Consider the following 21,807-nt stretch of genomic DNA (forward strand, 5'->3'; position numbering starts at 1 on the left):
CAAAGCAGCCTGGGCTACCGCCCTATATTACTTCCCAATGCCACAGCAGTTTTTATATTTTTTACCACTACCACATTTACATAAATCGTTGCGGCCCACTTGGTCACCTTTTACAACTGGTTTTTTCTTCGCCTCTTCGCCATCGCTAGATGGGTGAACAGCTTCACCTTGAACAACTTCTTGACGCTCTAAGTTTTGTTCAATTTCAGCTTTCATAATGTAACGAGAAATTTCCTCTTCAATAGAAGCAATCATTGATTCGAACATTGCGAACCCTTCCATTTGATACTCACGAAGTGGATCAATTTGACCGTAAGCACGTAAATGAATACCTTCACGAAGGTGATCCATCGCATCGATATGCTCTGTCCATTTCGTATCTACAACACGGAATACAACAACTTTTTCGAACTCACGCATTTGCTCTTCTGGCATAAGCTTCTCTTTTTCGTTGTAACGCTCTATTAATTTCGCGATAATTGGCTCGCTCATTTCCTCTGGAGCAAGGCGACGTAATTCTTCTTCTTTCACATCTCCTTCTTGCAGAAGGTTTGTATTTAAGTAGTCAACAAGACCTTTAATGTTCCAATCTTCTTCAATTTCCTCTTGTGTATGAAGTGCAACCGCACGCTCTACTGTAGATTTCATCATACCTTCAATAATACCGCGTAAGTTCTCAGACTCCATTACCTCTTGACGCTGTTTGTAAATAACTTCACGTTGCTGACGAAGTACATCATCATATTGTAGTAACTGCTTACGTGCATCATAGTTATTTCCTTCTACACGTTTTTGCGCAGATTCTACTGCACGAGAAACCATTTTACTTTCGATTGGCTGAGAATCATCCATACCAAGGCGATCCATCATCGCTTTCATATTATCAGAACCGAAGCGACGCATTAGTTCATCTTCCATTGATAAGTAGAACTGCGTAACACCTGGGTCCCCTTGACGACCAGCACGACCACGTAACTGGTTATCAATACGACGACTTTCGTGACGCTCTGTACCGATAACGGCTAAACCAACGTTTTTCACATCGTCTCCAAGCTTAATATCTGTACCACGACCTGCCATGTTCGTCGCAATCGTTACAGCGCCTTTTATACCTGCTTCTGCAATGATATCCGCTTCACGCGCATGGTTTTTTGCATTTAAGATGTTATGACGTACACCTTTACGCGTTAACATTTTTGAAATAAGTTCTGACGTTTCGATCGCAACTGTACCGACAAGAACTGGTTGCCCTTGTTTATGACGATTTACAATATCCTCAACAACAGCATTAAATTTACCTTCCATTGATTTGAAGATTAAATCTGCACGGTCATCACGAATAATCGGTTTGTTCGTTGGAATTACGATAACGTTCATATTATAAATGTTACGGAATTCCTCTTCCTCTGTTTTCGCTGTACCAGTCATACCAGATAACTTTTCGTACATACGGAAGTAGTTCTGGAATGTAATTGTCGCAAGCGTCATACTTTCATTTTGAATTTCTACGCCTTCTTTTGCCTCGATAGCTTGGTGTAACCCTTCGCTATAACGACGACCTTTCATAAGACGACCAGTAAATTGGTCTACAATTACGATTTCGCCTTCTTGTACAACATAATCTGTATCACGATGCATAACAACGTGCGCACGAAGTGCCTGATTAATATGGTGAAGAAGCGCTACATGTTTTAAATCAAATAAGTTTTCAATATGGAAAGCTTTCTCCGCTTTCGTAATACCATCTTCTGTTAACATTACATTTTTCGTCTTCACATCAAATGAATAATCTTTTTCATTTTCTAACGTACGAACGAATGCATTTGCAAACATGTACAGCTCTGTTGATTTTTGAGCTTGTCCAGAAATAATAAGTGGCGTACGCGCTTCATCGACTAAGATAGAATCGACTTCATCGATAATAGCAAAGTGCAGTGGGCGTTGAACGCACTGCTCTTTATATAAAACCATGTTGTCACGTAAGTAATCGAATCCAAGCTCGTTATTTGTGCTATACGTAATATCAGCAGCATAAGCCTCTTGTTTCTCTTCGCGTGACATACTGTTTAAATTAATTCCTACTGTTAATCCTAGGAACTCATGAAGTTGTCCCATTTCGCTCGCATCACGTTGTGCTAAATATTCATTGACTGTAACAACGTGAACACCTTTTCCTGTTAAAGCATTTAAATATACAGGTAATGTAGATGTTAACGTTTTACCTTCACCCGTTTTCATCTCAGAAATATTCCCTTCATGTAAGGCAATACCACCCATTAACTGTACACCATACGGACGCATTCCAAGAACACGAGTCGCAGCTTCACGAACAACCGCAAAAGCTTCAGGTAGTAAATCATCTACTGTTTCACCTTTTGTTAGACGTTCTTTAAATTCAAGCGTCTTCCCTTTTAATTGTTCATCAGTTAATGGCTTAATAGATGACTCTAATGCATCAATTTGCTCAACTGTTTTCTGCATACGTTTAATTTGGCGTTGATTTACATCAAACACCTTTTTTAAAATACCGATCATAGGAAATACGCTCCTCTTTTTATTAAAATAAAACTTCCGATTGTTTTTTCTTTTTCTCTATTACAATCAGTCGTTATAAGAATCAAATGTATGTTATGCCAATTTTTCTCCTAATTAAAAAAACTAAAATGTATATACCTAATGATAATTGTAACACTTGTCTTATAACTATGACAACAATCGGCCGAATGTCTCGTTCTAAATTAAGAAAACTTTTAAAAAAAATCTATTTTCAGCAAAAAAAAGCGCAGCCATTTCGGCTGCGCTTTTGAATTATTATTTAGTTTCGATTAAACCATATTTCCCATCTTTACGGCCATATACAACATTAGTTTCATTTGTATCAGCATTTGTGAAGACGAAGAAATTATGTCCTAGCATATCCATTTGTAAGATCGCTTCTTCAACGTCCATCGGTTTTAAATCGAATCGTTTTGTACGTACAAGTTCCAGTTGATCCTCTTCTACCTCATCCAGGACAGCTACTGCTTCTGGAAGGATAAAGTTCGTTTTCATAGAACCTTTCTCACGTAACTTACGATTTACTTTTGTTTTATGTTTACGAATTTGTCGCTCAAGTTTATCAACTACTAAATCGATAGCAGCGTACATATCACTATTAGTTTCTTCTGCACGAAGTAATAAATCAGTAAATGGAATTGTTACCTCGACACGTTGCTTGTCAGAGTATACTTTTAAATTAACTTTAATCTCTGGGAATGTATCAAAATAACGCTCTAACTTACTTAGTTTTTTCTCTACATATTCCTTTAATGCTGGAGTTACTTCAATATTTTCACCACGAATGTTGAATTTCATAGATGAATTCCTCCTTTCAAGCCTATGTACTATAATTTCGACACCGGCTTAAAAACTCCTTCTAACTTTTTTAAAAAAATTAGTGGAATTGCGATTTTTTTATCGTTTTTTGTTGAAATGAAAAGATGCATCGTTTCTATCTTTATTTTATCCTATTAACATCGTGAATAACGAATATAACTGTGGACAATTCGTTACAGAAAAGAAACAACTTTTTGACAACTCCATTCATAACAAAAACCCCTTGCAAAAAACAAGAGGTTCTACCATATATATAACGTTGCCACAAACGCAGCTTTCTCTTCCCAAAAACAATATACCTACAGTTTTACAACATTAGCTGCTTGTGGTCCACGTGCTCCCTCTACAATATCAAACTCAACTTGTTGCCCTTCTTCTAATGACTTATATCCATCTTGTTGAATAGCAGAAAAATGAACAAACACATCATCACCGTCTTCACGCTCAATAAACCCAAATCCCTTTTCTGCATTGAACCATTTTACTCTTCCTTGCATGTTCATTCCATTCCCTTCACTCTAAAAATCAGGGCATTTGCCCCATAATTTCACTATAACGAATGACAACTTACGAAGTCAAAGAAGACTTATCGTCTTTTTATTATCTCTTTCGACAGTTACAGATCAACTTCTACAGAGCGTCAAACTAGAAACTTCGCTTGCTCCTTTATCATAGAAAAGACTTCCAATTTGTCTCACTGTAATTCCTGTCGTATATACATCATCAACAAGTAAAATATGTTGTCCATGAAACATCTCTTCTCTCTGAAAATAAAAAGGATTACTTCCCGAAAGCCTTTCTTTACGCGACTTCTTACTTTGCTTTTCTGTTTCCTTCCTTCTTAATGATGAATAAAAATTTTTGACAGGCAAACAAGCTGCTAATAACTCTGCTTGATTAAAACCTCGTTCATATTCCCGTTCCCTACTAAGCGGAACAGCAATAACGGTTGAAACGTCCGTAAAATACTTTTGAAATAACTCCCGAAAAGATTGATAAAAAATACGAACTAACTCCGCATCACCTCGAAACTTAAATTGCGCTAGTATACCTTTCATATCATCATTGTACACGTACAACGAACGATTTTTAAAAGGACGATATCCTTCCTCATTCCTCCATCTTACACAGTCCATGCAAATGTCATTTTCTTTATATCGAGTAGGTAAGTCATCTAAAGGACGACCACAATCCATGCAAATTCCTCCTATAATATAGGAAAGTTTTTGCTCACATCTATCACATACATATTTTTTTGGGGACCTTACAAAGAAGGTGTACCAACTAACTGTTTCCACCATATACTCATCACAAAGTAAACAATGCATTAATCGATCAATCCTTGTTCTTTCGCATTTTTGTTCATACTTTGAATATGTTTTTTCGCGCGTACCATTGCCTCTGTCTTACCGTAATGAAAATACATAACCTCACCATATGGCTCTTCAAAACTACGCCCCGCTCGGCCTGCAATTTGTACGAGCGCACTCTCTGAAAAAATTTCTTCTTCAGCTCCTAACACAGCCACTTGTAAGTTCTTCACAGTTACTCCTCTTTCTAAAATTGTCGTTGTAACTAATAACGGAATGTCTCCCTTTCTGAAAGATGCTACTTTTTCTTTTCTCATCGAATCTTCTGCATGCACGCCATCGATTCTATTATCCAACCCTTTCAACAACTGACTTATTTCTTCTATATATCGCACATGAGGAACAAATAAAAAAATAGGATACTTTTTGTTTAAGTTCATTTTTAACCATTGTAGTAACACGCGAGGAATTTTTTTATGATGGAGGCTTTTCTTCCAATTTCCGCACCAACTAAATAGAGGAACTGGTAACGGGTGACGATGGTATCGTCCTGACACAATAACACCTTTTTGTTTCCCCTTTCTGAAATTACGCTTCCATTTTTCATCAGGGGTTGCAGTTAAATAAATACGCGCTGCTTTCTCTTTCATTGCTTGCCTAACTGCATACTGTAACATTTGATCCGCATGATACGGGAAGGCATCAATCTCATCTACAATCATCACATGAAACGCTCTATAGTAACGTAACAGTTGGTGAGTCGTTGCAACGACTAACGCTGCATCTTTTTTATGATCTACACTCCCTCCGTATAAAGCAGCTACAGTTATACTTGGAAACACTTCTTGTAATCTCGGCGCTAATTCCAGTACAACGTCCGTCCTTGGCGTTGCGATACACACTCTTTCTCCTTTTTGGAGCGCCTCTTCTATACCGTAAAATAACATTTCTGTTTTTCCAGCCCCGCACACAGCCCAAATAAAAAAAGATTCTTTCTGCTTAATCGCTTCTATAACTCCTTGCGCCGCCAACTCCTGACCAATCGATAAAGCCCCATTCCACTGTAATGGATTTAGCTCCCTGTCTCCGTTTCTTTCATGAATTCCGCGAACAAGTACAGCACATTCACTAACTCTCCCCATCGTGATACACTTCCGGCAATACGCGCATGCTTTACCGCACCTTTTACATAAAAATGATGCAAATAGCCGCTGCTCTATATTTCCGCAGCGCTGACATATATATTTAGAAGTATTCTTCGTTATACCTTGTACACATACAACCTCTCCCCTCTTTTTCAAATCACTTAATTCTCTCCGTAAATCTGAAGAGAGTTCTTCTAATAGCAACTGTTTTCCACCAAGCATTAGCAATCACCTCCAGCACTACTATAAGCCTTTCTTATAATCTCGTAAAAACGCAAAAAAGCCGATAACCTACTTATAAAATAGTAAGCTATCGACTTTATACACGTTTTTTATTCAATTATAATCCTATAATCTACCGTAACCTAAGAAATGCTTTTGGTTGTAAGAGCTATTTACGCTACCGTAAGTAACACCTGTTGATTCATCAGCAGCATGGATCATTTGACCGCCACCAATATAAATACCAACGTGAGATACGCCTGCTCTGTAAGTACCTTGTAAGAAGATAAGATCTCCTGGTTTTGCTTCAGATGGGCTAATCTTTTGTACAGAGTTCCATAAACCTCTAGTATCTTGACGACCTAAACCGTAAACATAAGAGATTAAACCACTGCAGTCAAATCCACCATTTGAAATTGACGCACTACCCCATACGTATTTTAAACCTACTAAGCCTTTAGCTTTTTCAACAACATCTTGTCTTCCGCCACCATTGTCAGCTGGTACTACTGGGGCTGGTGTTGCTTTTTTCTCTTCTTTTTTCTTAGGCTCTTCTTTTTTATCTTGTCCGTCATTGTTTGCTGGAGCTGCCGGCTCTGCTTGTGTTTGTGCTGGCTGAGCTGGAGCCTGTGACGGTTGTGCTGGAGCTTGTGCTTGTGCTTGTTGTGCAGCTTGTTCTGCTTGTTTTTGAGCAGCAACTTCTTGTGCTGCTTTTTCTTGTGCTTCTTTTTCAGCAATTTGCTGTAATTTTAATGCCTGTTGTTCAAGCTCCTTCAATTGTTCTTCCGTACTTGTCATTGAAGTTACAACTGTATCCATTTTACCGCTTAAATCGTTTACTGCCGCTGCTTTTTTCGCTTTTTCAACATCAAGTTCTTTTTTAGCAGTTTCAATTTGAGCTTGTGCTTCTTTTAATTCTTTTTGCTTTGTTTTTACCGTTTCAACATCTTTTTTCACGTTCGCTTGATCTTCTTGTTGTGTTTTCATGATGTCTTCGTCAGACTCAAGAATTTTAGAAACTGAATTTAAACGATCAACTAAATCTGCAAGATTTTTAGAGTTTACAAGAACTTCTGTTACAACGTTTGTGTTTGGTTGCTCTTGAAGTGCAACTAAACGTTTTCTTAATAACTCCTCACGTTTTGCAATTTTCGTTTGTAATTCTGCAATATCTTTATTTTTCTTTTCGATTAATTGCTCAGTGTCCGCAACTTTTTTCGTTGTTTCATCAAGCTTTGCAGCATTCTCTTGAACAGACTTATCTAAACCTTGAATTGTTTTGTTTAAGTCATTCATTTGTTTTTGTAATTCATCACGTTCTTGTTGTTGTTTATGTAAAGTGTCATTTTGTGTATTAATTTGTGATTTCACGTCAGAAATTTTATCTTCAGCAAATACATTTGGTGTTAGTCCTGAAAACATTAACCCTGCCACTAATGCGCAAGATGCCATTTTTAGCTTTTTCATTTTATTTTTTACACCGCTTTCTTTTTTCTTTTTCCGTATATAACCTATAAAATTTATACCATAATTCGGGATTTTTTTTGCTAATGTTACGCTTTTGTAAAACAAATGTAATATTATATGTAACACTATCGCAAAATATGCATATTTTTGTATATATGTGTAGAGTTTTAAAAGGTTTTTATAAGCAAAGAAAAAAACGCAAGGTTTCCCTTACGTTTTATTAAATATACTAATACGGATGAAATCAAAACGTTATTTCATCCATTTCTCAGCCCAATTTTGGACTTCATCCATAACACTTTCTAACGCTTTTCCCTTGTCCGTTAAGCCGTACTCGATTCGAACTGGTACTTCTGGATAAACATTACGAACTACAATGCCTTCGCTTTCCAATTCCTTTAAACGCTCTGATAACATACGATCGCTCATATTCGGTATAATATCTGCGATTTCTCTAAAACGTTTTGACTCTTCCAGCAAAGATTTAATAATTAAGCCAGTCCATTTCTTACTAAGCAAAGTAAAAGCTGACTCAAACTTTGGACATAAACAAGAATTATGCTCCATATGTTTCACCTCTCTTCTATTATAATATAGTTTCTTGTAAAAAGTAAGTTATAAAACTTTCCTCATTATTTTATTTTACGTACATTTTACCATTTCCAAATATTAACTTGTCAACTTCACGTAAAATATCCGTAAAAAAACCCTCTTCCGAAAGAGAGCTTTTTATATCTTTATTACTTCGTATACCATCCAAGACCTAGTGCACCTTCACCTAAATGCGTTCCAATTACAGCACCGAAATAACCTGTGCGGATTGTAACATGAGGATATTTTGCTTCTAATTCTGCCTTCCATTCATTCGCTTCCTCTTCACGTTGTGCATGAATGATAACTGCTTCCATAGGTACACCTTTACTTGCTTGCTCATCAAAAATTTCAATGATACGTTTTAACGCTTTTTTACGCGTACGAATCTTTTCAAACGGGATAATGATTTTGTCTCTAAAATATAAAACCGGCTTTACTTGTAACAGACTACCGATGAAAGCTTGCGCACTATTTAATCGGCCTCCACGTTGTAAATGGTGTAAATCATCTACTACAAAATAAGCGTCCATCGTTTTCTTCATTTCATCAAAACGGGCGATAATCTCTTTTGGATCCTTCCCTTCGCTTGCTAGCTTTGCACCTTCACGCACGTAGAATCCTTGTACTTCACAACTAATTTCAGAGTCGTACGTATATACATCAATACCCTCTACCATTTGACCAGCTGTCGTTGACGTTTGATATGTACCACTAATCCCACTTGAAAGATGAATGCTAATAACTGCATCATAATCCTTAGATAATTCTTCATATAGCTCAACAAACTTTCCGATTGCTGGTTGAGAAGTTTTCGGAAGCTCTTCTTGCTCACGTACTTTTACATAAAAATCATCTGCTGAAATTTCAGCTTCTTCTTGATAAGATTCCGTTCCAAACACAACGTTTAATGGAATCATATATATATTGAGTTCATCACGAATATGCTTCGGTATATATGCTGTACTATCAGTAACAATAGCTGTTTTCATTTTCGTACCTGCCTTATAAAAAAGTTTTTATTTCCTAATTTTACACGAAAACTAAAAATGGTGCATCCATACATGAAAATGCGGGTTTGAAATTATACTTATCATCTCGACAAATTACAACAAAAAGGTAAAATACTCATCAAAAATTTCAGCTTATTTATAAAAAATGTTTGAATATAAAAACGCCCGCTTTTAAAATGTAAAGTACTAGTCATTTTGATGGATAGGGGCGTATACAAGTGTTATTACAATATTTAACAATAAAAAACTACGGTGAACACGAAATTGTTATTCAAAAATCAAGATTCATCTGTTATGTTAGTCGTGCTACAACCGAAGAAGAGGCTCAAGAATTCATACAAAAAATCAAAAAACAAAACTGGAATGCAACACATAATTGTTCTGCTTATTTAATTGGCGAACAAGATCAAATTCAAAAAGCAAATGATGATGGTGAACCTAGCGGTACAGCTGGCGTACCTATGTTAGAGGTACTAAAAAAACGCGGTTTAAAAGATACCGTCGTTGTCGTTACCCGCTATTTTGGTGGCATCAAACTGGGCGCTGGTGGATTAATTCGCGCATATGGAAAATGTACAAGCGAAGGCATTAATCATGTCGGTGTTGTCGAGCGAAAATTAATGCGTGTTATGCAGACCGAAATTGATTACACATTACTTGGCAAAATTGAAAATGAATTACGCAATTCAAAATATGCCATTAAAGATATACATTACCTCGAAAATGTCACATTTGATACGTATGTAGAAGAAGATGGAAAACAACCATTCACGGATTGGATGATTGAATTAACAAATGGGAAATGTACAATTACAGAAGGAGATATGTTGTACTTAGAACAAGATGTTATCTAAGAATAAATACTGTATCGCCTTTAAAGATTAATGTAGTGAATTACTTTCCTACAAATGAACTAAGGAGATTATATATGGAAGAACGTTATTATCATCTCCAAAATAGCAGAATAAAAAAGAAACGAAGAAGAAAGTTTTTCTACTTCCTTATTTTCTTATTTTTATTTGGCAGTGTAGGACTTTATATATTAAATTCCTACTCTTCTCTCATGGGGATGTATAGTGGTTTTACTCGTGAAAAATCGGATTTAAGAACCGAAGATGTAGAAATTACAAAGGAGCCTTTTACACTCCTTATTATGGGTATAGAAGATTATGCAACAGACGGTCAAAACGGTCGTACAGATTCATTAATGTTTGCGACAGTCAATCCGAAAACGCAAAAGATTTCGCTTATGAGTATCCCTCGTGATAGTCGCGTTCCAATTGTCGGAAAGAATAAAGAGGACAAAATTAACGCTGCGCATGCTTACGGCGGAGAAGAAATGGCAATCAAAACTGTCGAAGGTTTTCTAAAAGTGCCTGTCGATCATTATCTTAAAATTGATTTCCAAGGCTTTAAAGGTATTGTTGATGCTGTTGGCGGTGTTACTGTTGATGTCCCCTTCGATTTTTGGGAGCGTTCAGACGTGGATTACTACAAAAAAATCGAATTTAAGCAAGGACAACAAGAATTAAATGGTGAAGAAGCACTCGCTTACGTTCGTATGCGAAAGCAAGATCCGAATGGCGACTATGGCCGGGCTGCTAGACAAAGACAATTACTAGCTGCTGTTGTTCAAAAACTAAATTCCACCTCTACCGTATTTAAAATTAAAGATTTGACAGCAGTCGTTGGAAAATATATAAAAACTGACATTCCTATTTCTGATGGCCTTGCTCTTTACAAGAAACTTTCTGGGTTTGATCCTTCCACAATACAAACACTCAAACTTGAAGGAGAAGACAAAAAAATAGGTGGTATTTATTACTTCCTTCCAGATCCAAACGGTGTTGAGGCAGTACGTAACGAAATTAAAAAAGAACTAGGAGAAAAGGTAACCACGCAAGAAAATTCAACAACAAAAACGGAATCCACTCCTTCTTCAAATTCGAACTCTAACGAGAAAGCGAAGAAAGAAACGAATCAGAATCAGAACAAAACACCAACTGATCCCCCTCCTTCTACGAATGCTCATGCAGAGTGGATTATGAGAAATCAGCAATAAAACAGCCAAATCGCATGCGATTTGGCTGTTTTTTTATTTATTAAAATGTTTTAAGATTGCTTCTACAATACGCTCTGATGCACGACCATCACCGTACGGATTAGATGCTTTTGACATCTTATCATGAGCTTCTTTGTCTGATAACAACTCATCAGCAAGACTAAAGATTGTCTCTTCGTCTGTTCCCGCTAATTTCAACGTACCTGCTTCAATACCTTCTGGACGCTCTGTTGTATCACGAAGAACAAGAACCGGTACACCAAGTGACGGAGCTTCCTCTTGTACACCACCAGAATCAGTTAACATTAAGTATGAACGAGCTGCAACATTGTGGAAATCAATTACATCTAGCGGCTCAATTAAATGAATGCGGCCATGATCGCCTAAAATATCATTTGCAGTTTCACGAACAACAGGGTTCATATGAACCGGATACACAACTTGTACGTCTTCATGCTTATCAACAAGACGCTTAATTGCACGGAACATATTACGCATTGGCTCTCCTAGGTTTTCACGACGGTGAGCTGTCATAAGTACAAGACGATCACTTCCAAGTTTCTCTAGTACAGGATGACTATATGTTTCTTTTACAGTCGTTTTTAGTGCGTCAATCGCTGTATTTCCTGTTATGAAAATGCGTGATTCATCTTTATTTTCTTTCTGTAAGTTCGTTGCTGATTTTGCTGTAGGTGAGAAATGAAGATCTGCCATTACACCTGTTAATTGACGATTCATCTCTTCTGGGTATGGAGAATATTTATCCCATGTACGAAGTCCTGCCTCGACATGACCTACTGGAATTTGATTATAGAAAGCAGCTAAGCTTGCGATAAACGTTGTCGTCGTATCACCATGTACAAGTACGATATCCGGCTTCGCTTCTTTCATTACTTTATCCAAACCTTCTAAACCACGCGTTGTAATATCGATTAAAGTTTGGCGATCCTTCATAATATTCAAATCGAAATCTGGTGTAATTCCAAAGATACTTAATACTTGGTCTAACATTTGACGATGTTGTGCTGTTACAGTCACAATTGATTCAATTTTCTCTGGATGCTTTTGCAACTCTAATACAAGAGGTGCCATTTTAATTGCTTCTGGACGTGTCCCGAAAATTGTCATTACTTTTAAACGTTCAGTCATTTCATTGCCTCTTTTCTTTCACTAGTTACAAATCCTATTATGACATATAAGAATATACATGAATACATACCTTTTTAACGAATAACGGAAAAATCCCTCTTACAAATACGTTCTCTTCCAATAGAATAATAATCTATCTCTTGCTTCTTGACATCCTCATCAGTATAACAATTCCTTCCGTCAAATAAAATAGGTTCTCTCATAAGTTGGGCATACTTTTCTAACGGATAAGCCCGGATACTCTCCCACTCTGTCACGATAAAAGCCGCACTCGCTCCTCTAATCGATTCATCTATACATTCGCTATATTGTATAGCCTCCCCAAAGATATTTTTCATATTTTGAATCGCCTTCGGGTCATATAGCACTATGTCTGCACCTATATTCATTAATTCTTGTATCATAATAAGGGACGGTGCTTCTCTTATATCATCTGTATTCGGTTTAAATGCTGCTCCCAGCACTGCAATCCGCTTCTTGTTCATATTTATTACTTTCTTCGCTTTCTCAATCAATAATAGCTGTTGTTTATTATTTACTTCAATGACGGCTTTTAACAAACGAAAATCATGTGCCACATTCCCTGCAATTTGCACAAGCGCTTTCGTATCTTTCGGAAAACACGATCCCCCGTAACCAATGCCCGCATTTAAAAAAGACGACCCAATTCTCTTATCCATTCCCATTCCTTTTGCAACATCTAATACATTAGCTCCTACCTTCTCACATATATTTGAAATTTCATTGATAAAACTAATTTTTGTCGCTAAAAAGGCATTCGATGCGTATTTAATCATCTCTGCACTTTTTATATCTGTAACATACGTTTGCAAATGTAATTTACTATATAAATTCTCAACTTTTCGCGCCGCTTCCTCATTATCAGCTCCAATTACAATACGATTTCCCTGAAAAAAATCGTAAATCCCTGAACCCTCCCGTAAAAATTCGGGATTCGATACAATATGTAATTCATGCCTATTTTGTAATGTCTCCTCAATCCATCCCCTCATAGCACCATTCGTCCCTACAGGAACAGTACTTTTTGTAACAACAATAATGTCTTTAGTCGCATATGCTCCAATATCAAAACATGCATTTTGAATATATGTTAAATCTGCTGTCCCATCTAATAACGATGGCGTTCCAACTGCAATAAATATAAATTCTGCATCATAAAATGCTTCTTCTTTACTTGTTGTAAAAGTTAAACGATTATTCTCACACGCATCATGTATTAATTCATATAAGCCAGCTTCATAAATAGGCAGATCCCCTTGTTTTATCCGTTCAATTTTCTCATCATTTATATCAAAACATGTAACCGAATGTCCCAATACTGCCAATCCTACTCCTGTAATCAATCCAACGTATCCGGTACCTATTATCGTAATTTTCATTTCCTTTTCGCACAGGAATATACAATAGAAAATATACGAATACATAGAATTTCCCCTGTGCTTCCCCCTCTCACATTAAAAATGAGAAAACTCTTTTACTTCTTTATTATATGAATTGCATTCTTCATTCTTTTTTAAGTTTTTGTAAAATTAAATATTGTCCATAAAACCAATAGAAATTTTACCGAGATTAAAGCTGCACGTTCAGGCTTGAAAAATTCCCATATTTTAACACGGAACTTACTCATTTCTACGTGTAACACTTATAATATTGAAATAAAATTATTCGCTATTAAAGAGAAAGAGAAAATGTCATATTCCAAAGCCCAATACGATTAACCTTCTCAAACGATTCAACATTCTGTATACCATTGTCATATATTCTATCCGCTTCCATTTACCATAAAACGAAAAAAAGATTGAATTCTAATCTTTTTGTGATACCATATGTTATGAGCCTGTAAATAAACATCATAATTTTCAGATAAATATATTAAAAAAAATTACGTTAGACTATAAAAGGGTGGGGTATTAATGGACTCACAAGTGATTTATGCCATTTTGGCATCTTTCATCACTGTACTCGTCGTTACTCCTTTAGTTATTAAGTTAGCTTTTAAAATAGGAGCAACAGATAAGCCAAACGCGCGTAAAGTGCACCAAAAGATTATGCCTCGTCTTGGCGGGTTAGCAATATTTATTGGTGTGGCTGTTGGATTTGTTGTCGGTGGCTTATACGAACAAAGAATGTTATCGATAACGCTAGGTGCGATTATCATTGTAATCATCGGTATTTTAGATGATATGTACGAGTTATCTGCGAAGGTAAAATTCGGTGGACAACTATTAGTTGCCATTATGATTGTAAAAAGTGGATTATTAGTGCAAGTATTATATATTCCGATCCTCGGGGATACTGAACTTGGATGGCTTGCTTACCCAATTACAGTATTTTGGATTGTAGGTATTACAAATGCCATCAACTTAATTGACGGCTTAGATGGATTATCCGCTGGTATTTCATCTATCGTACTGGCAACGCTAGCATACATGGCCTTCACTAGCCCATGGGGTACTGGAACGGCTATCATTTTACCTCTAGCACTAATTGCACTTGCAAGTACAATTGGATTTTTATTCTACAACTTCCATCCAGCAAAAATTTTCATGGGAGATACAGGAGCACTATTTTTAGGATACTGTATTTCTGTTATATCGTTACTTGGATTATACAAAAGTGTAACGTTATTCAGCTTTATCGTTCCAGTTATCATTTTAGGCGTACCTGTATTTGATACGGCATTTGCAATTATCCGTCGTATCGTAAATAAAAAACCTATTTCAGCACCAGATAAATCGCATTTACATCACCGTTTACTTGCAATGGGCTTCTCACATCGCAAAACGGTACTAATTATATACGCGTTTGGTATCTTCTTTAGCGTAAATGCTATTATTTTTACTAGTGCAACATTATGGTTATCCATTATTCTTCTTTTCGTTTTAATCTTCTTTACAGAAATTATTGCTGAAGTAATTGGACTTGTACATGAACGTTACAAACCACTTATTTCCTTTTATAAAAAAGTGAAAAAACGCGAAGACTAATTGTAGTATAGCCTTTACTATTATGAAATATTCAAATAGCATCCTCTTTCTTATAAGAGGATGCTATTTTTTATTCATTATTTTACATTTCCAAAATATAGCTTGTTTGAGAGTTCCACTATTGGAGAAAGATATACATAATAAGAAAAGGATTATATTTTCTTTTTTACATCTTGATTGTCAAACTGAGGGTGAATGTTATGATCAAGCGAGTATTTCAATACATTATTTTATTTTTAACGATTACTATGTACGCGTCATCTCATGCAGGAGCGACTACCATTCCCCCTGCTGAACATCATCCAAATACCGAAACTACCTCTTCTACCAAAAAAATCGCGTACTTAACATTTGATGACGGACCAAACAAATATACTACGCAAATTTTAAACATCTTAAAAGAAAAGAACGGAAAAGCAACTTTCTTTGTTATTGGTGGAAAAGTTCCACATTATAAAAAGACAATGCAACGATTAATTAAAGACGGACATTATATCGGGCTTCACAGTATGTCACATGATGTAAAACGCCTTTACACCGGTGATCCATCTGCTTTAATTACAGAGATGGAACAAACACAAAGCATCGTTCAGCAAGTTACAAAATTAAATTCACATCTCGTTCGTGTCCCGTATGGTAGCATGCCTTATTTAAAAAAGAATTACCGTGATGCACTTGTATCAGCCCAGTATAAAATGTGGGATTGGACAATCGATACATACGACTGGAAAAGCTATGATAACCCTTCTGCCATACTAGAAAGGGTACGTAATCAGAGCGATGAACAAGTCGAAGTAATTTTAATGCATGATTCGAGTGTAACCGTACAAATACTGCCACAAGTAATTGATTACTTACAGTCACAAGGATACAAGCTTCTTCCCTATAATCCATCTTCTCATCTCGAAGTAAACTTTTGGAAAGACACAAGATTGTAACAGCTTTAGTGCCTATGTGCTAAAGCTGTTTTATTTTTCTCTTCCCACCCTTCCCATTTTTGTGTAAAATTTTAAATAGTGATGAAGTTTCGAGGTGAATAGAAATGAAACGAATAGATCTCATTTTTAACGCAATACAAAAAAGCAATTATACAGAAGGTGTAACTGCATCAGAACTCGCTACCCTGTTGCAGCTAGATCGAGCCAATGTAAGTAGCGACTTAAACAAACTCGTAAAAGATAAACGTTTATTAAAAACAAATACGCGTCCTGTTCGTTTTTATATAGAAACGAACACTTCGTTGGAAACGCATTCAAAAGAAGCAACTTCATTAGATACATTTGCAGTTGAAAATACGAGCCTTAAAATCGCAATCGAAAAAGCGAAAGCTTCTATTCTCTATCCTCCAAACGGTATGCATACTTTACTGCTCGGAGAAACAGGCGTCGGAAAATCCATGTTTGCTTCTTTAATGCACGAATATGCAATTGAAGTTGAACAGCTTCCTAAAAATGCACCATTTATTGTCTTTAACTGTGCTGATTATGCAAATAACCCACAGCTACTACTCGGGCAAGTATTTGGGATTAAAAAAGGAGCGTATACAGGGGCAAGTGATCAAAAAGGGTTAATTGAAAAAGCACATGAAGGAATCCTTTTCTTAGATGAGGTACATCGCCTTCCTCCAGAGGGACAAGAAATGCTTTTCACCTTTATTGACCGCGGAGTATATCGCCGCCTTGGAGAAACAGAAAACGAACGTAAAGCACAAGTATTAATCATTACTGCAACAACAGAAGAACCAAATTCATTTTTATTAAAAACATTTACAAGACGTATACCAATGACTGTCACGCTGCCACCACTTCGTGAGCGTACACATAAAGAACGTTTTGCTTTACTGCAACTATTTTTCACAAATGAAGCAATTCGCTTGCGAAAAGAAATTCACGTTAGCCCGAATGCAATGCGTGCTTTCGTCTTTTACAATTGTCCCAATAACATCGGCCAATTAAAAACGGATGTACAAATTGCCTGTGCGAAAGCCTATTCTGACTTCGTGACAAAGAAACGTGATTCTGTCTATGTTTCAAGCACAGACTTACCTTGGTATATGAAAGAAGGACTATTCATTGAAAGAAAGAGCCGTCATCTATACCAAATACCGAATGAAACATTTATATTTACAGGTGATGAAGGTTGGAGTAATCATAAAATAGAAAATGAAAAACAGTCTTCTATTTACGATTATATTGACTATAAATATGAAGAACTTCAAGCTCGTGGTATTGAAGAGGAAGAATTAGAATTACTAATAGAAAATGATATTCAAAGCTTTTTCGTACAATATTTTAACCAAATGTCAAAAAAGACAAGTCATGAAAATGTTTTTAAAATTGTAGATCGTAATATCGTTTCCGTTTGTGAAAAAATTGCTGAACTTGCTGAAAAACATTTATCCAAAACGTTCGATGAAAAAGTATTTCTCGCTTTAAGTTTACATGTACAGACAACTCTACAACGTTTACAGGCCGGAAAACAAATTCATCACCCGCAATTAAATCAAATTCGTACGAAATATAAAGAAGCTTTTTCCGTAGCTATGCAATGCATTCAACTACTGGAAGACGAATTACAAATAACAATGCCTATCGATGAAGCAGGCTTTTTAACAATGTTCTTCGTTGTTGATCCAATTCCTGCCTCACAAACAGAAGTAAAAGTATTAATATTAGCGCACGGCAACGGCATAGCAACAGAAATGGCAAACGTCGCAAATGAACTGCTCGGCATTGACGAAGTAACCGGTATCGATATGCCGTTACATGAATCGCCGAAAGATTTCTTAGAGCGTGTGAAAGTGTATATGAAAACACTCCAAAATGTAAACGGGCTTCTCTTACTCGTTGATATGGGATCTCTCGCTTATATTGGTGATATATTAGAAACTGAGTTCAAAATTCCAGTGCGTGTTCTTTCCATGACAAGCACTCCACATGCACTAGAAGCGGCTCGAAAAGCTCAGCTTGGCTACTCGTTAGATGCATTATATGAAACGGTGAAGAACTTAACACCGTTTTACTTAAACGTACAAGAAGAAAAGAAAAAACCACTATCACCAATGAAATCTGTTATTTTGACAGCTTGTTTAACTGGGGAAGGCAGTGCTTTAGCTATTCAAAAAATGTTGGAGAACTATTTGCGATTTGACAAAGACTTAATTGAAATCATTCCGATTAGTATCGTCCATGAAAAAGATTTAACGAAAATGATTGAGAACATAAAAAAAGAGCGGAATATCATTTGTATTGTTACGAATTTTGATGTACAAGTGCCATGCTTAACGTATCATTTCCAAGACATTGTAAACTACACAGCGATTCAGCCAATTCAAGAATTAATTACGTATGAAGAAACATATGCAAAAATGGCTGATATCCTGGAACAACAAATGCAGCGTAACGACGGAGCATTACTTATCAAAACAATTCGTTACGCATTAAATACAATTCAAGAATTAATTTCCTTACAGCTAACTCCTGACAGTTTAATGGGTGTTATTCTGCATATGAGCTGTATGGTTGACCGTCTTCAAAAGGGAGAAAGCCTTCTCCCTCATCCAGATAAAGAGAAACGAAGACAAGATGAATACTGGATGTATATGAAAGTAAAAAAAGCATTGCAGCCAATTGAAAATACATTTGAAATACAAATACCTGATGACGAAGTGTTTTATGTTATGGACTTCTTCATTAAAAATCAGCCTGTAAAAAATTAATCGTGGCAGTTTTGTAATATATCGACCGTAACGCAGATTTCATCAGCGATTTTCAAAATATATCAGCGCAACTCGAGTTTTATCAGCGATTTTTCTAATATATCGATTTACCGTCAATAATCGCTAAAATTCGCACCTTATAACAGAAAAGGCTGTTCAATATGAACAGCCTTTTTGCTACTTCTTTACTTTCCTAATTCTCCCCCTTATTTCGCCCTTCTTATGGGACTTCGTATAAACATTTACATATACATTCGCCTGAATGATTTCTTGCAGTAAGCTATCAAACGCTCGCCCCTGTAAAGGCCCTTCAAAATCCCCCACATTAACTACACCAGTGACGACTCCTTCATTAACACTAATACCTTGCTTTAATGGACCAAATAAACTTAAAACAATTGGACCAATTTGGTTTGCTTTCCCTAAATGAATTTGGCATGATGTAACTTTTTCGATGTTTTTCAATATGACCCGATATTGCAACTTCTTTAAATCCTCACTAAATATAAACTCTGCTACGCCATAAGCTTCTGTATTTACAGGAGGTATTTCCCTCTTACCTGTTAACCTCGCAAAGAAATGTGTTGTCATACGGGCATTCTCCTTATATAAATTTCCCAGCACTACTTCTACTACTTTATGGTTTATACATAATCATTTATGACTTTTTCAAGTGTTAATTACGAAGAAAAGATTCACATAATCTTTACATTAGAATCGTTCCTTTTTCTTTACTACCTCTTGTATAATGCACTTAGAAAAACATTCTAGGAGGTCGTTTTGGAAAATAACAAATACACTTTTCACACATTATTAGAGATTTTTCTCGTCTCATTTAAATTAGGAATTACTTCGTTTGGTGGCCCCGTCGCCCATCTCGGCTATTTCCACCATGAATATGTAGAAAAAAGAAAATGGATGGATGAACGAATCTATGGAGATTTAGTAGCACTATGTCAATTCCTCCCTGGTCCTGCTAGCAGCCAAGTCGGTATGGGCGTTGGATTATTAAGAGGCGGGGTATTCGGAGCTATTATTTCATGGATTGGGTTCACTTTACCGTCTGTGCTTGTTTTGGTTTTCTTCGCCTCATTCCTTAATCAGTTCGACCTTGGAAGTGCTGGCTGGATTCATGGGCTAAAACTTGTAGCAGTCGCTATTGTCGCTCATGCCATATGGGGAATGGCGCAAAAATTAACGCCAGACCGAAATCGTGCGACGATTGCAATTGCAACTGCCTCAATCGCCCTATTATGGCCAAGTAGCTGGACACAAGTCACTCTCATTATCATATCTGGCTTTATCGGCTGGCTTTTATATCGCAACGAACCAATTAGTCAATCTCAACATATAAAAGTACCTATTTCAAAAAATATAGCAGTTTCTTGTCTCGTCTTATTCTTCGGACTATTACTACTGCTACCAATATTAAGACCGTTCTCTTATTACATCGCTTTATTTGATAGTTTCTATCGCTCTGGCGCACTTGTATTTGGAGGCGGACACGTCGTCCTCCCCCTTCTTGAAGGTGAGTTCGTACAAAACGGAATGATGACGAAAGAACAATTCCTAGCTGGATACGGATTAACACAAGCAATGCCAGGACCACTATTTACATTCGCCTCTTATATAGGAGCAGTGTTAAACGGGACGCTTGGTGCCATACTTGCAACAATTGCGATCTTCCTTCCTGCTTTCTTACTCGTTATTGGTGTTTTACCCTTTTGGGACAGTGTGAGAAAAATATCTTTCATACAAGGCGCACTACTTGGAGTCAATGCGGCCGTTGTCGGTATTTTATTAGCAGCTTTTTATGACCCGATTTGGACAAGCACGATTATGAACGCTGTAGATTTTGTTTTTGCATCTCTTCTATTTTGCTTGCTCGCTTTTTGGAAAACACCACCTTGGGTTATCGTTATACTTGGAGCCTTTGGCGGATATATTCTATCCATTTTGTAAATAAAAAAAGACGGCATAATGTAGCCGTCTTTTTTCTATTAAAACTTTACAAGCTCTATTCCTTCAGGCAACTCACTCTCTGTTAAAATACGCAATTCTTTCACGCGATCCATTACGTAAGAAGAACGCTTCACAAGCTCTGGGTCAATATAAGCTGGATGAACCATAATTTCTACCGTATGTTCACCTTGTACTCTTTCTTTTAACTTCGCAAAGTAATCTTCCGTCACACCATCTGCGTAAAAATCACTGTAAAATACGTCAGAAAATGGGCGTACTGCTCGCTCTTCTTCACAACGACGAATTGGAACATTATATTTAACAGCTAACCTTTCAAGAACATCGTGCAAAATTGGCAATCCATGCACGTGATGATGACTATCTAAATGAGTTGGTTTTAATCCGTAAGATAGGAATTTCTCAATTTGAGCAGTCCACTCTCTCTCAACTTCCTCTGGATTTACTTTCCCTTCCCATACGACACTTTGTTTATGAAACAATCCATCGCTACTTACAAGTGATGGTACGTCTCCAAGAAGCGGTTTCCCTGCCGTTAATACGAGATGTACGCCTACCCCTAACGTTTTATACTCTTTTGCTAAGCGTACCGCATGCTCTGTTCCTGGCATATTCATCATCATCGTCGTTGAATTTACAAGTCCATTTATATGTCCATCAATAATGCCGTAATTTGTACCTTCTGTAAGACCGAAATCATCTGCATTTACAATTAATTTAATCATCGTAAACCTCCTAATAGGATAAAAAAAAAGCGGGCTAAATAG

The 21,807-nt window shown here is 36.6% G+C and carries 18 protein-coding genes; 6 read left to right on the forward strand and 12 right to left on the reverse strand.

All coding sequences use genetic code 11. The features are described from left to right. Window positions 1-27 precede the first annotated feature (27 nt). From secA to NLJ82_RS25560, 8 genes are all read right to left on the reverse strand, one after another. Complete coding sequence (gene secA, locus NLJ82_RS25525; protein WP_000579382.1) at window positions 28-2,535, reverse strand: preprotein translocase subunit SecA; 2,508 nt, start codon at window positions 2,533-2,535, stop codon at window positions 28-30. Window positions 2,536-2,811: 276 nt separating this feature from the next. Then, window positions 2,812-3,354, reverse strand: coding sequence for a ribosome hibernation-promoting factor, HPF/YfiA family (gene hpf, locus NLJ82_RS25530; RefSeq protein WP_000671191.1), 543 nt, complete (start codon window positions 3,352-3,354; stop codon window positions 2,812-2,814). 320 nt (window positions 3,355-3,674) lie between these two features. Beyond that, window positions 3,675-3,872: a cold shock protein CspC gene (gene cspC, locus NLJ82_RS25535; RefSeq protein WP_001162041.1), complete on the reverse strand. Its 198-nt coding sequence runs from the start codon at window positions 3,870-3,872 to the stop codon at window positions 3,675-3,677. A gap of 126 nt (window positions 3,873-3,998) precedes the next feature. Further along, the gene (locus NLJ82_RS25540) at window positions 3,999-4,703 is read right to left on the reverse strand and encodes a ComF family protein (RefSeq protein ID WP_002028884.1); all 705 of its coding nucleotides are present in this window, start codon (window positions 4,701-4,703) and stop codon (window positions 3,999-4,001) included. Then, complete coding sequence (comFA, locus tag NLJ82_RS25545; protein WP_000900493.1) at window positions 4,703-6,052, reverse strand: ATP-dependent helicase ComFA; 1,350 nt, start codon at window positions 6,050-6,052, stop codon at window positions 4,703-4,705. The genes NLJ82_RS25540 and comFA overlap by 1 nt, the downstream gene beginning before the upstream one ends. A 126-nt stretch (window positions 6,053-6,178) precedes the next feature. Next, on the reverse strand, window positions 6,179-7,624 hold the full coding sequence (locus tag NLJ82_RS25550; RefSeq protein WP_000499502.1) for a C40 family peptidase: 1,446 nt from the start codon (window positions 7,622-7,624) through the stop codon (window positions 6,179-6,181). A 147-nt stretch (window positions 7,625-7,771) separates the two neighbouring features. Beyond that, window positions 7,772-8,086, reverse strand: coding sequence for a winged helix-turn-helix transcriptional regulator (locus NLJ82_RS25555; RefSeq protein ID WP_000400857.1), 315 nt, complete (start codon window positions 8,084-8,086; stop codon window positions 7,772-7,774). A 173-nt stretch (window positions 8,087-8,259) separates the two neighbouring features. Next, window positions 8,260-9,102: a DegV family protein gene (locus NLJ82_RS25560; protein ID WP_000844764.1), complete on the reverse strand. Its 843-nt coding sequence runs from the start codon at window positions 9,100-9,102 to the stop codon at window positions 8,260-8,262. Window positions 9,103-9,341: 239 nt separating this feature from the next. On the opposite strand from NLJ82_RS25560, the gene NLJ82_RS25565 reads away from it, so the two are divergent. Both NLJ82_RS25565 and NLJ82_RS25570 read left to right on the forward strand, forming a co-directional pair. Next, a complete protein-coding gene (locus NLJ82_RS25565) occupies window positions 9,342-9,977 on the forward strand; it encodes a YigZ family protein (protein ID WP_000926695.1) in 636 nt (211 codons plus the stop codon). 74 nt (window positions 9,978-10,051) lie between these two features. Next, window positions 10,052-11,185, forward strand: a complete 1,134-nt coding sequence (locus NLJ82_RS25570) for an LCP family protein (RefSeq protein WP_000392774.1) — start codon at window positions 10,052-10,054, stop codon at window positions 11,183-11,185. Window positions 11,186-11,218: 33 nt separating this feature from the next. On the opposite strand, the gene wecB is transcribed toward NLJ82_RS25570, so the two are convergent. Both wecB and NLJ82_RS25580 read right to left on the reverse strand, forming a co-directional pair. Continuing rightward, complete coding sequence (wecB, locus tag NLJ82_RS25575; RefSeq protein WP_000140134.1) at window positions 11,219-12,334, reverse strand: non-hydrolyzing UDP-N-acetylglucosamine 2-epimerase; 1,116 nt, start codon at window positions 12,332-12,334, stop codon at window positions 11,219-11,221. A gap of 74 nt (window positions 12,335-12,408) precedes the next feature. Continuing rightward, complete coding sequence (locus NLJ82_RS25580; protein WP_000287647.1) at window positions 12,409-13,779, reverse strand: UDP-glucose dehydrogenase family protein; 1,371 nt, start codon at window positions 13,777-13,779, stop codon at window positions 12,409-12,411. A gap of 489 nt (window positions 13,780-14,268) precedes the next feature. Here NLJ82_RS25580 and tagO point away from each other — a divergent pair, with 489 nt between their 5' ends. The 3 genes from tagO to NLJ82_RS25595 all read left to right on the forward strand — a co-directional run bounded on the left by tagO (window position 14,269) and on the right by NLJ82_RS25595 (window position 19,060). Continuing rightward, on the forward strand, window positions 14,269-15,342 hold the full coding sequence (gene tagO / locus NLJ82_RS25585) for a UDP-N-acetylglucosamine--undecaprenyl-phosphate N-acetylglucosaminephosphotransferase TagO (RefSeq protein ID WP_000378309.1): 1,074 nt from the start codon (window positions 14,269-14,271) through the stop codon (window positions 15,340-15,342). 200 nt (window positions 15,343-15,542) lie between these two features. Further along, window positions 15,543-16,280 (forward strand): polysaccharide deacetylase family protein, encoded by a 738-nt coding sequence (locus NLJ82_RS25590; protein WP_000597163.1) that lies wholly within the window; start codon window positions 15,543-15,545, stop codon window positions 16,278-16,280. A 104-nt stretch (window positions 16,281-16,384) separates the two neighbouring features. Continuing rightward, on the forward strand, window positions 16,385-19,060 hold the full coding sequence (locus NLJ82_RS25595; RefSeq protein ID WP_000820984.1) for a sigma-54-dependent transcriptional regulator: 2,676 nt from the start codon (window positions 16,385-16,387) through the stop codon (window positions 19,058-19,060). Window positions 19,061-19,237: 177 nt separating this feature from the next. Here the strand turns inward: NLJ82_RS25595 and exsM are convergent, their stop codons facing one another. After that, entirely contained in the window at window positions 19,238-19,651 is a 414-nt protein-coding gene (gene exsM, locus NLJ82_RS25600) for an exosporium regulatory protein ExsM (protein ID WP_000207029.1), read from the reverse strand. 189 nt (window positions 19,652-19,840) lie between these two features. On the opposite strand from exsM, the gene NLJ82_RS25605 reads away from it, so the two are divergent. Beyond that, entirely contained in the window at window positions 19,841-21,022 is a 1,182-nt protein-coding gene (locus NLJ82_RS25605) for a chromate transporter (protein ID WP_000429769.1), read from the forward strand. 38 nt (window positions 21,023-21,060) lie between these two features. Here NLJ82_RS25605 and chbG read toward each other — a convergent pair whose 3' ends face one another. Continuing rightward, on the reverse strand, window positions 21,061-21,765 hold the full coding sequence (gene chbG, locus NLJ82_RS25610) for a chitin disaccharide deacetylase (protein WP_000593481.1): 705 nt from the start codon (window positions 21,763-21,765) through the stop codon (window positions 21,061-21,063). Window positions 21,766-21,807: the final 42 nt, after the last annotated feature.

It is taken from the genome of Bacillus paranthracis (genome assembly GCF_024296885.1).
Lineage (GTDB): Bacteria > Bacillota > Bacilli > Bacillales > Bacillaceae_G > Bacillus_A > Bacillus_A paranthracis.

Coding starts and splice junctions, on each gene's coding strand:
- secA (WP_000579382.1), bottom strand. CDS start 2,535: ATGATCGGTATTTTAAAAAAGGTGTTTGATGTAAATCAACGCCAAATT.
- hpf (WP_000671191.1), bottom strand. CDS start 3,354: ATGAAATTCAACATTCGTGGTGAAAATATTGAAGTAACTCCAGCATTA.
- cspC (WP_001162041.1), bottom strand. CDS start 3,872: ATGCAAGGAAGAGTAAAATGGTTCAATGCAGAAAAGGGATTTGGGTTT.
- NLJ82_RS25540 (WP_002028884.1), bottom strand. CDS start 4,703: ATGCATTGTTTACTTTGTGATGAGTATATGGTGGAAACAGTTAGTTGG.
- comFA (WP_000900493.1), bottom strand. CDS start 6,052: ATGCTTGGTGGAAAACAGTTGCTATTAGAAGAACTCTCTTCAGATTTA.
- NLJ82_RS25555 (WP_000400857.1), bottom strand. CDS start 8,086: ATGGAGCATAATTCTTGTTTATGTCCAAAGTTTGAGTCAGCTTTTACT.
- NLJ82_RS25560 (WP_000844764.1), bottom strand. CDS start 9,102: ATGAAAACAGCTATTGTTACTGATAGTACAGCATATATACCGAAGCAT.
- NLJ82_RS25570 (WP_000392774.1), top strand. CDS start 10,052: ATGGAAGAACGTTATTATCATCTCCAAAATAGCAGAATAAAAAAGAAA.
- wecB (WP_000140134.1), bottom strand. CDS start 12,334: ATGACTGAACGTTTAAAAGTAATGACAATTTTCGGGACACGTCCAGAA.
- NLJ82_RS25580 (WP_000287647.1), bottom strand. CDS start 13,779: ATGTATTCGTATATTTTCTATTGTATATTCCTGTGCGAAAAGGAAATG.
- tagO (WP_000378309.1), top strand. CDS start 14,269: ATGGACTCACAAGTGATTTATGCCATTTTGGCATCTTTCATCACTGTA.
- NLJ82_RS25590 (WP_000597163.1), top strand. CDS start 15,543: ATGATCAAGCGAGTATTTCAATACATTATTTTATTTTTAACGATTACT.
- NLJ82_RS25595 (WP_000820984.1), top strand. CDS start 16,385: ATGAAACGAATAGATCTCATTTTTAACGCAATACAAAAAAGCAATTAT.
- exsM (WP_000207029.1), bottom strand. CDS start 19,651: ATGACAACACATTTCTTTGCGAGGTTAACAGGTAAGAGGGAAATACCT.
- chbG (WP_000593481.1), bottom strand. CDS start 21,765: ATGATTAAATTAATTGTAAATGCAGATGATTTCGGTCTTACAGAAGGT.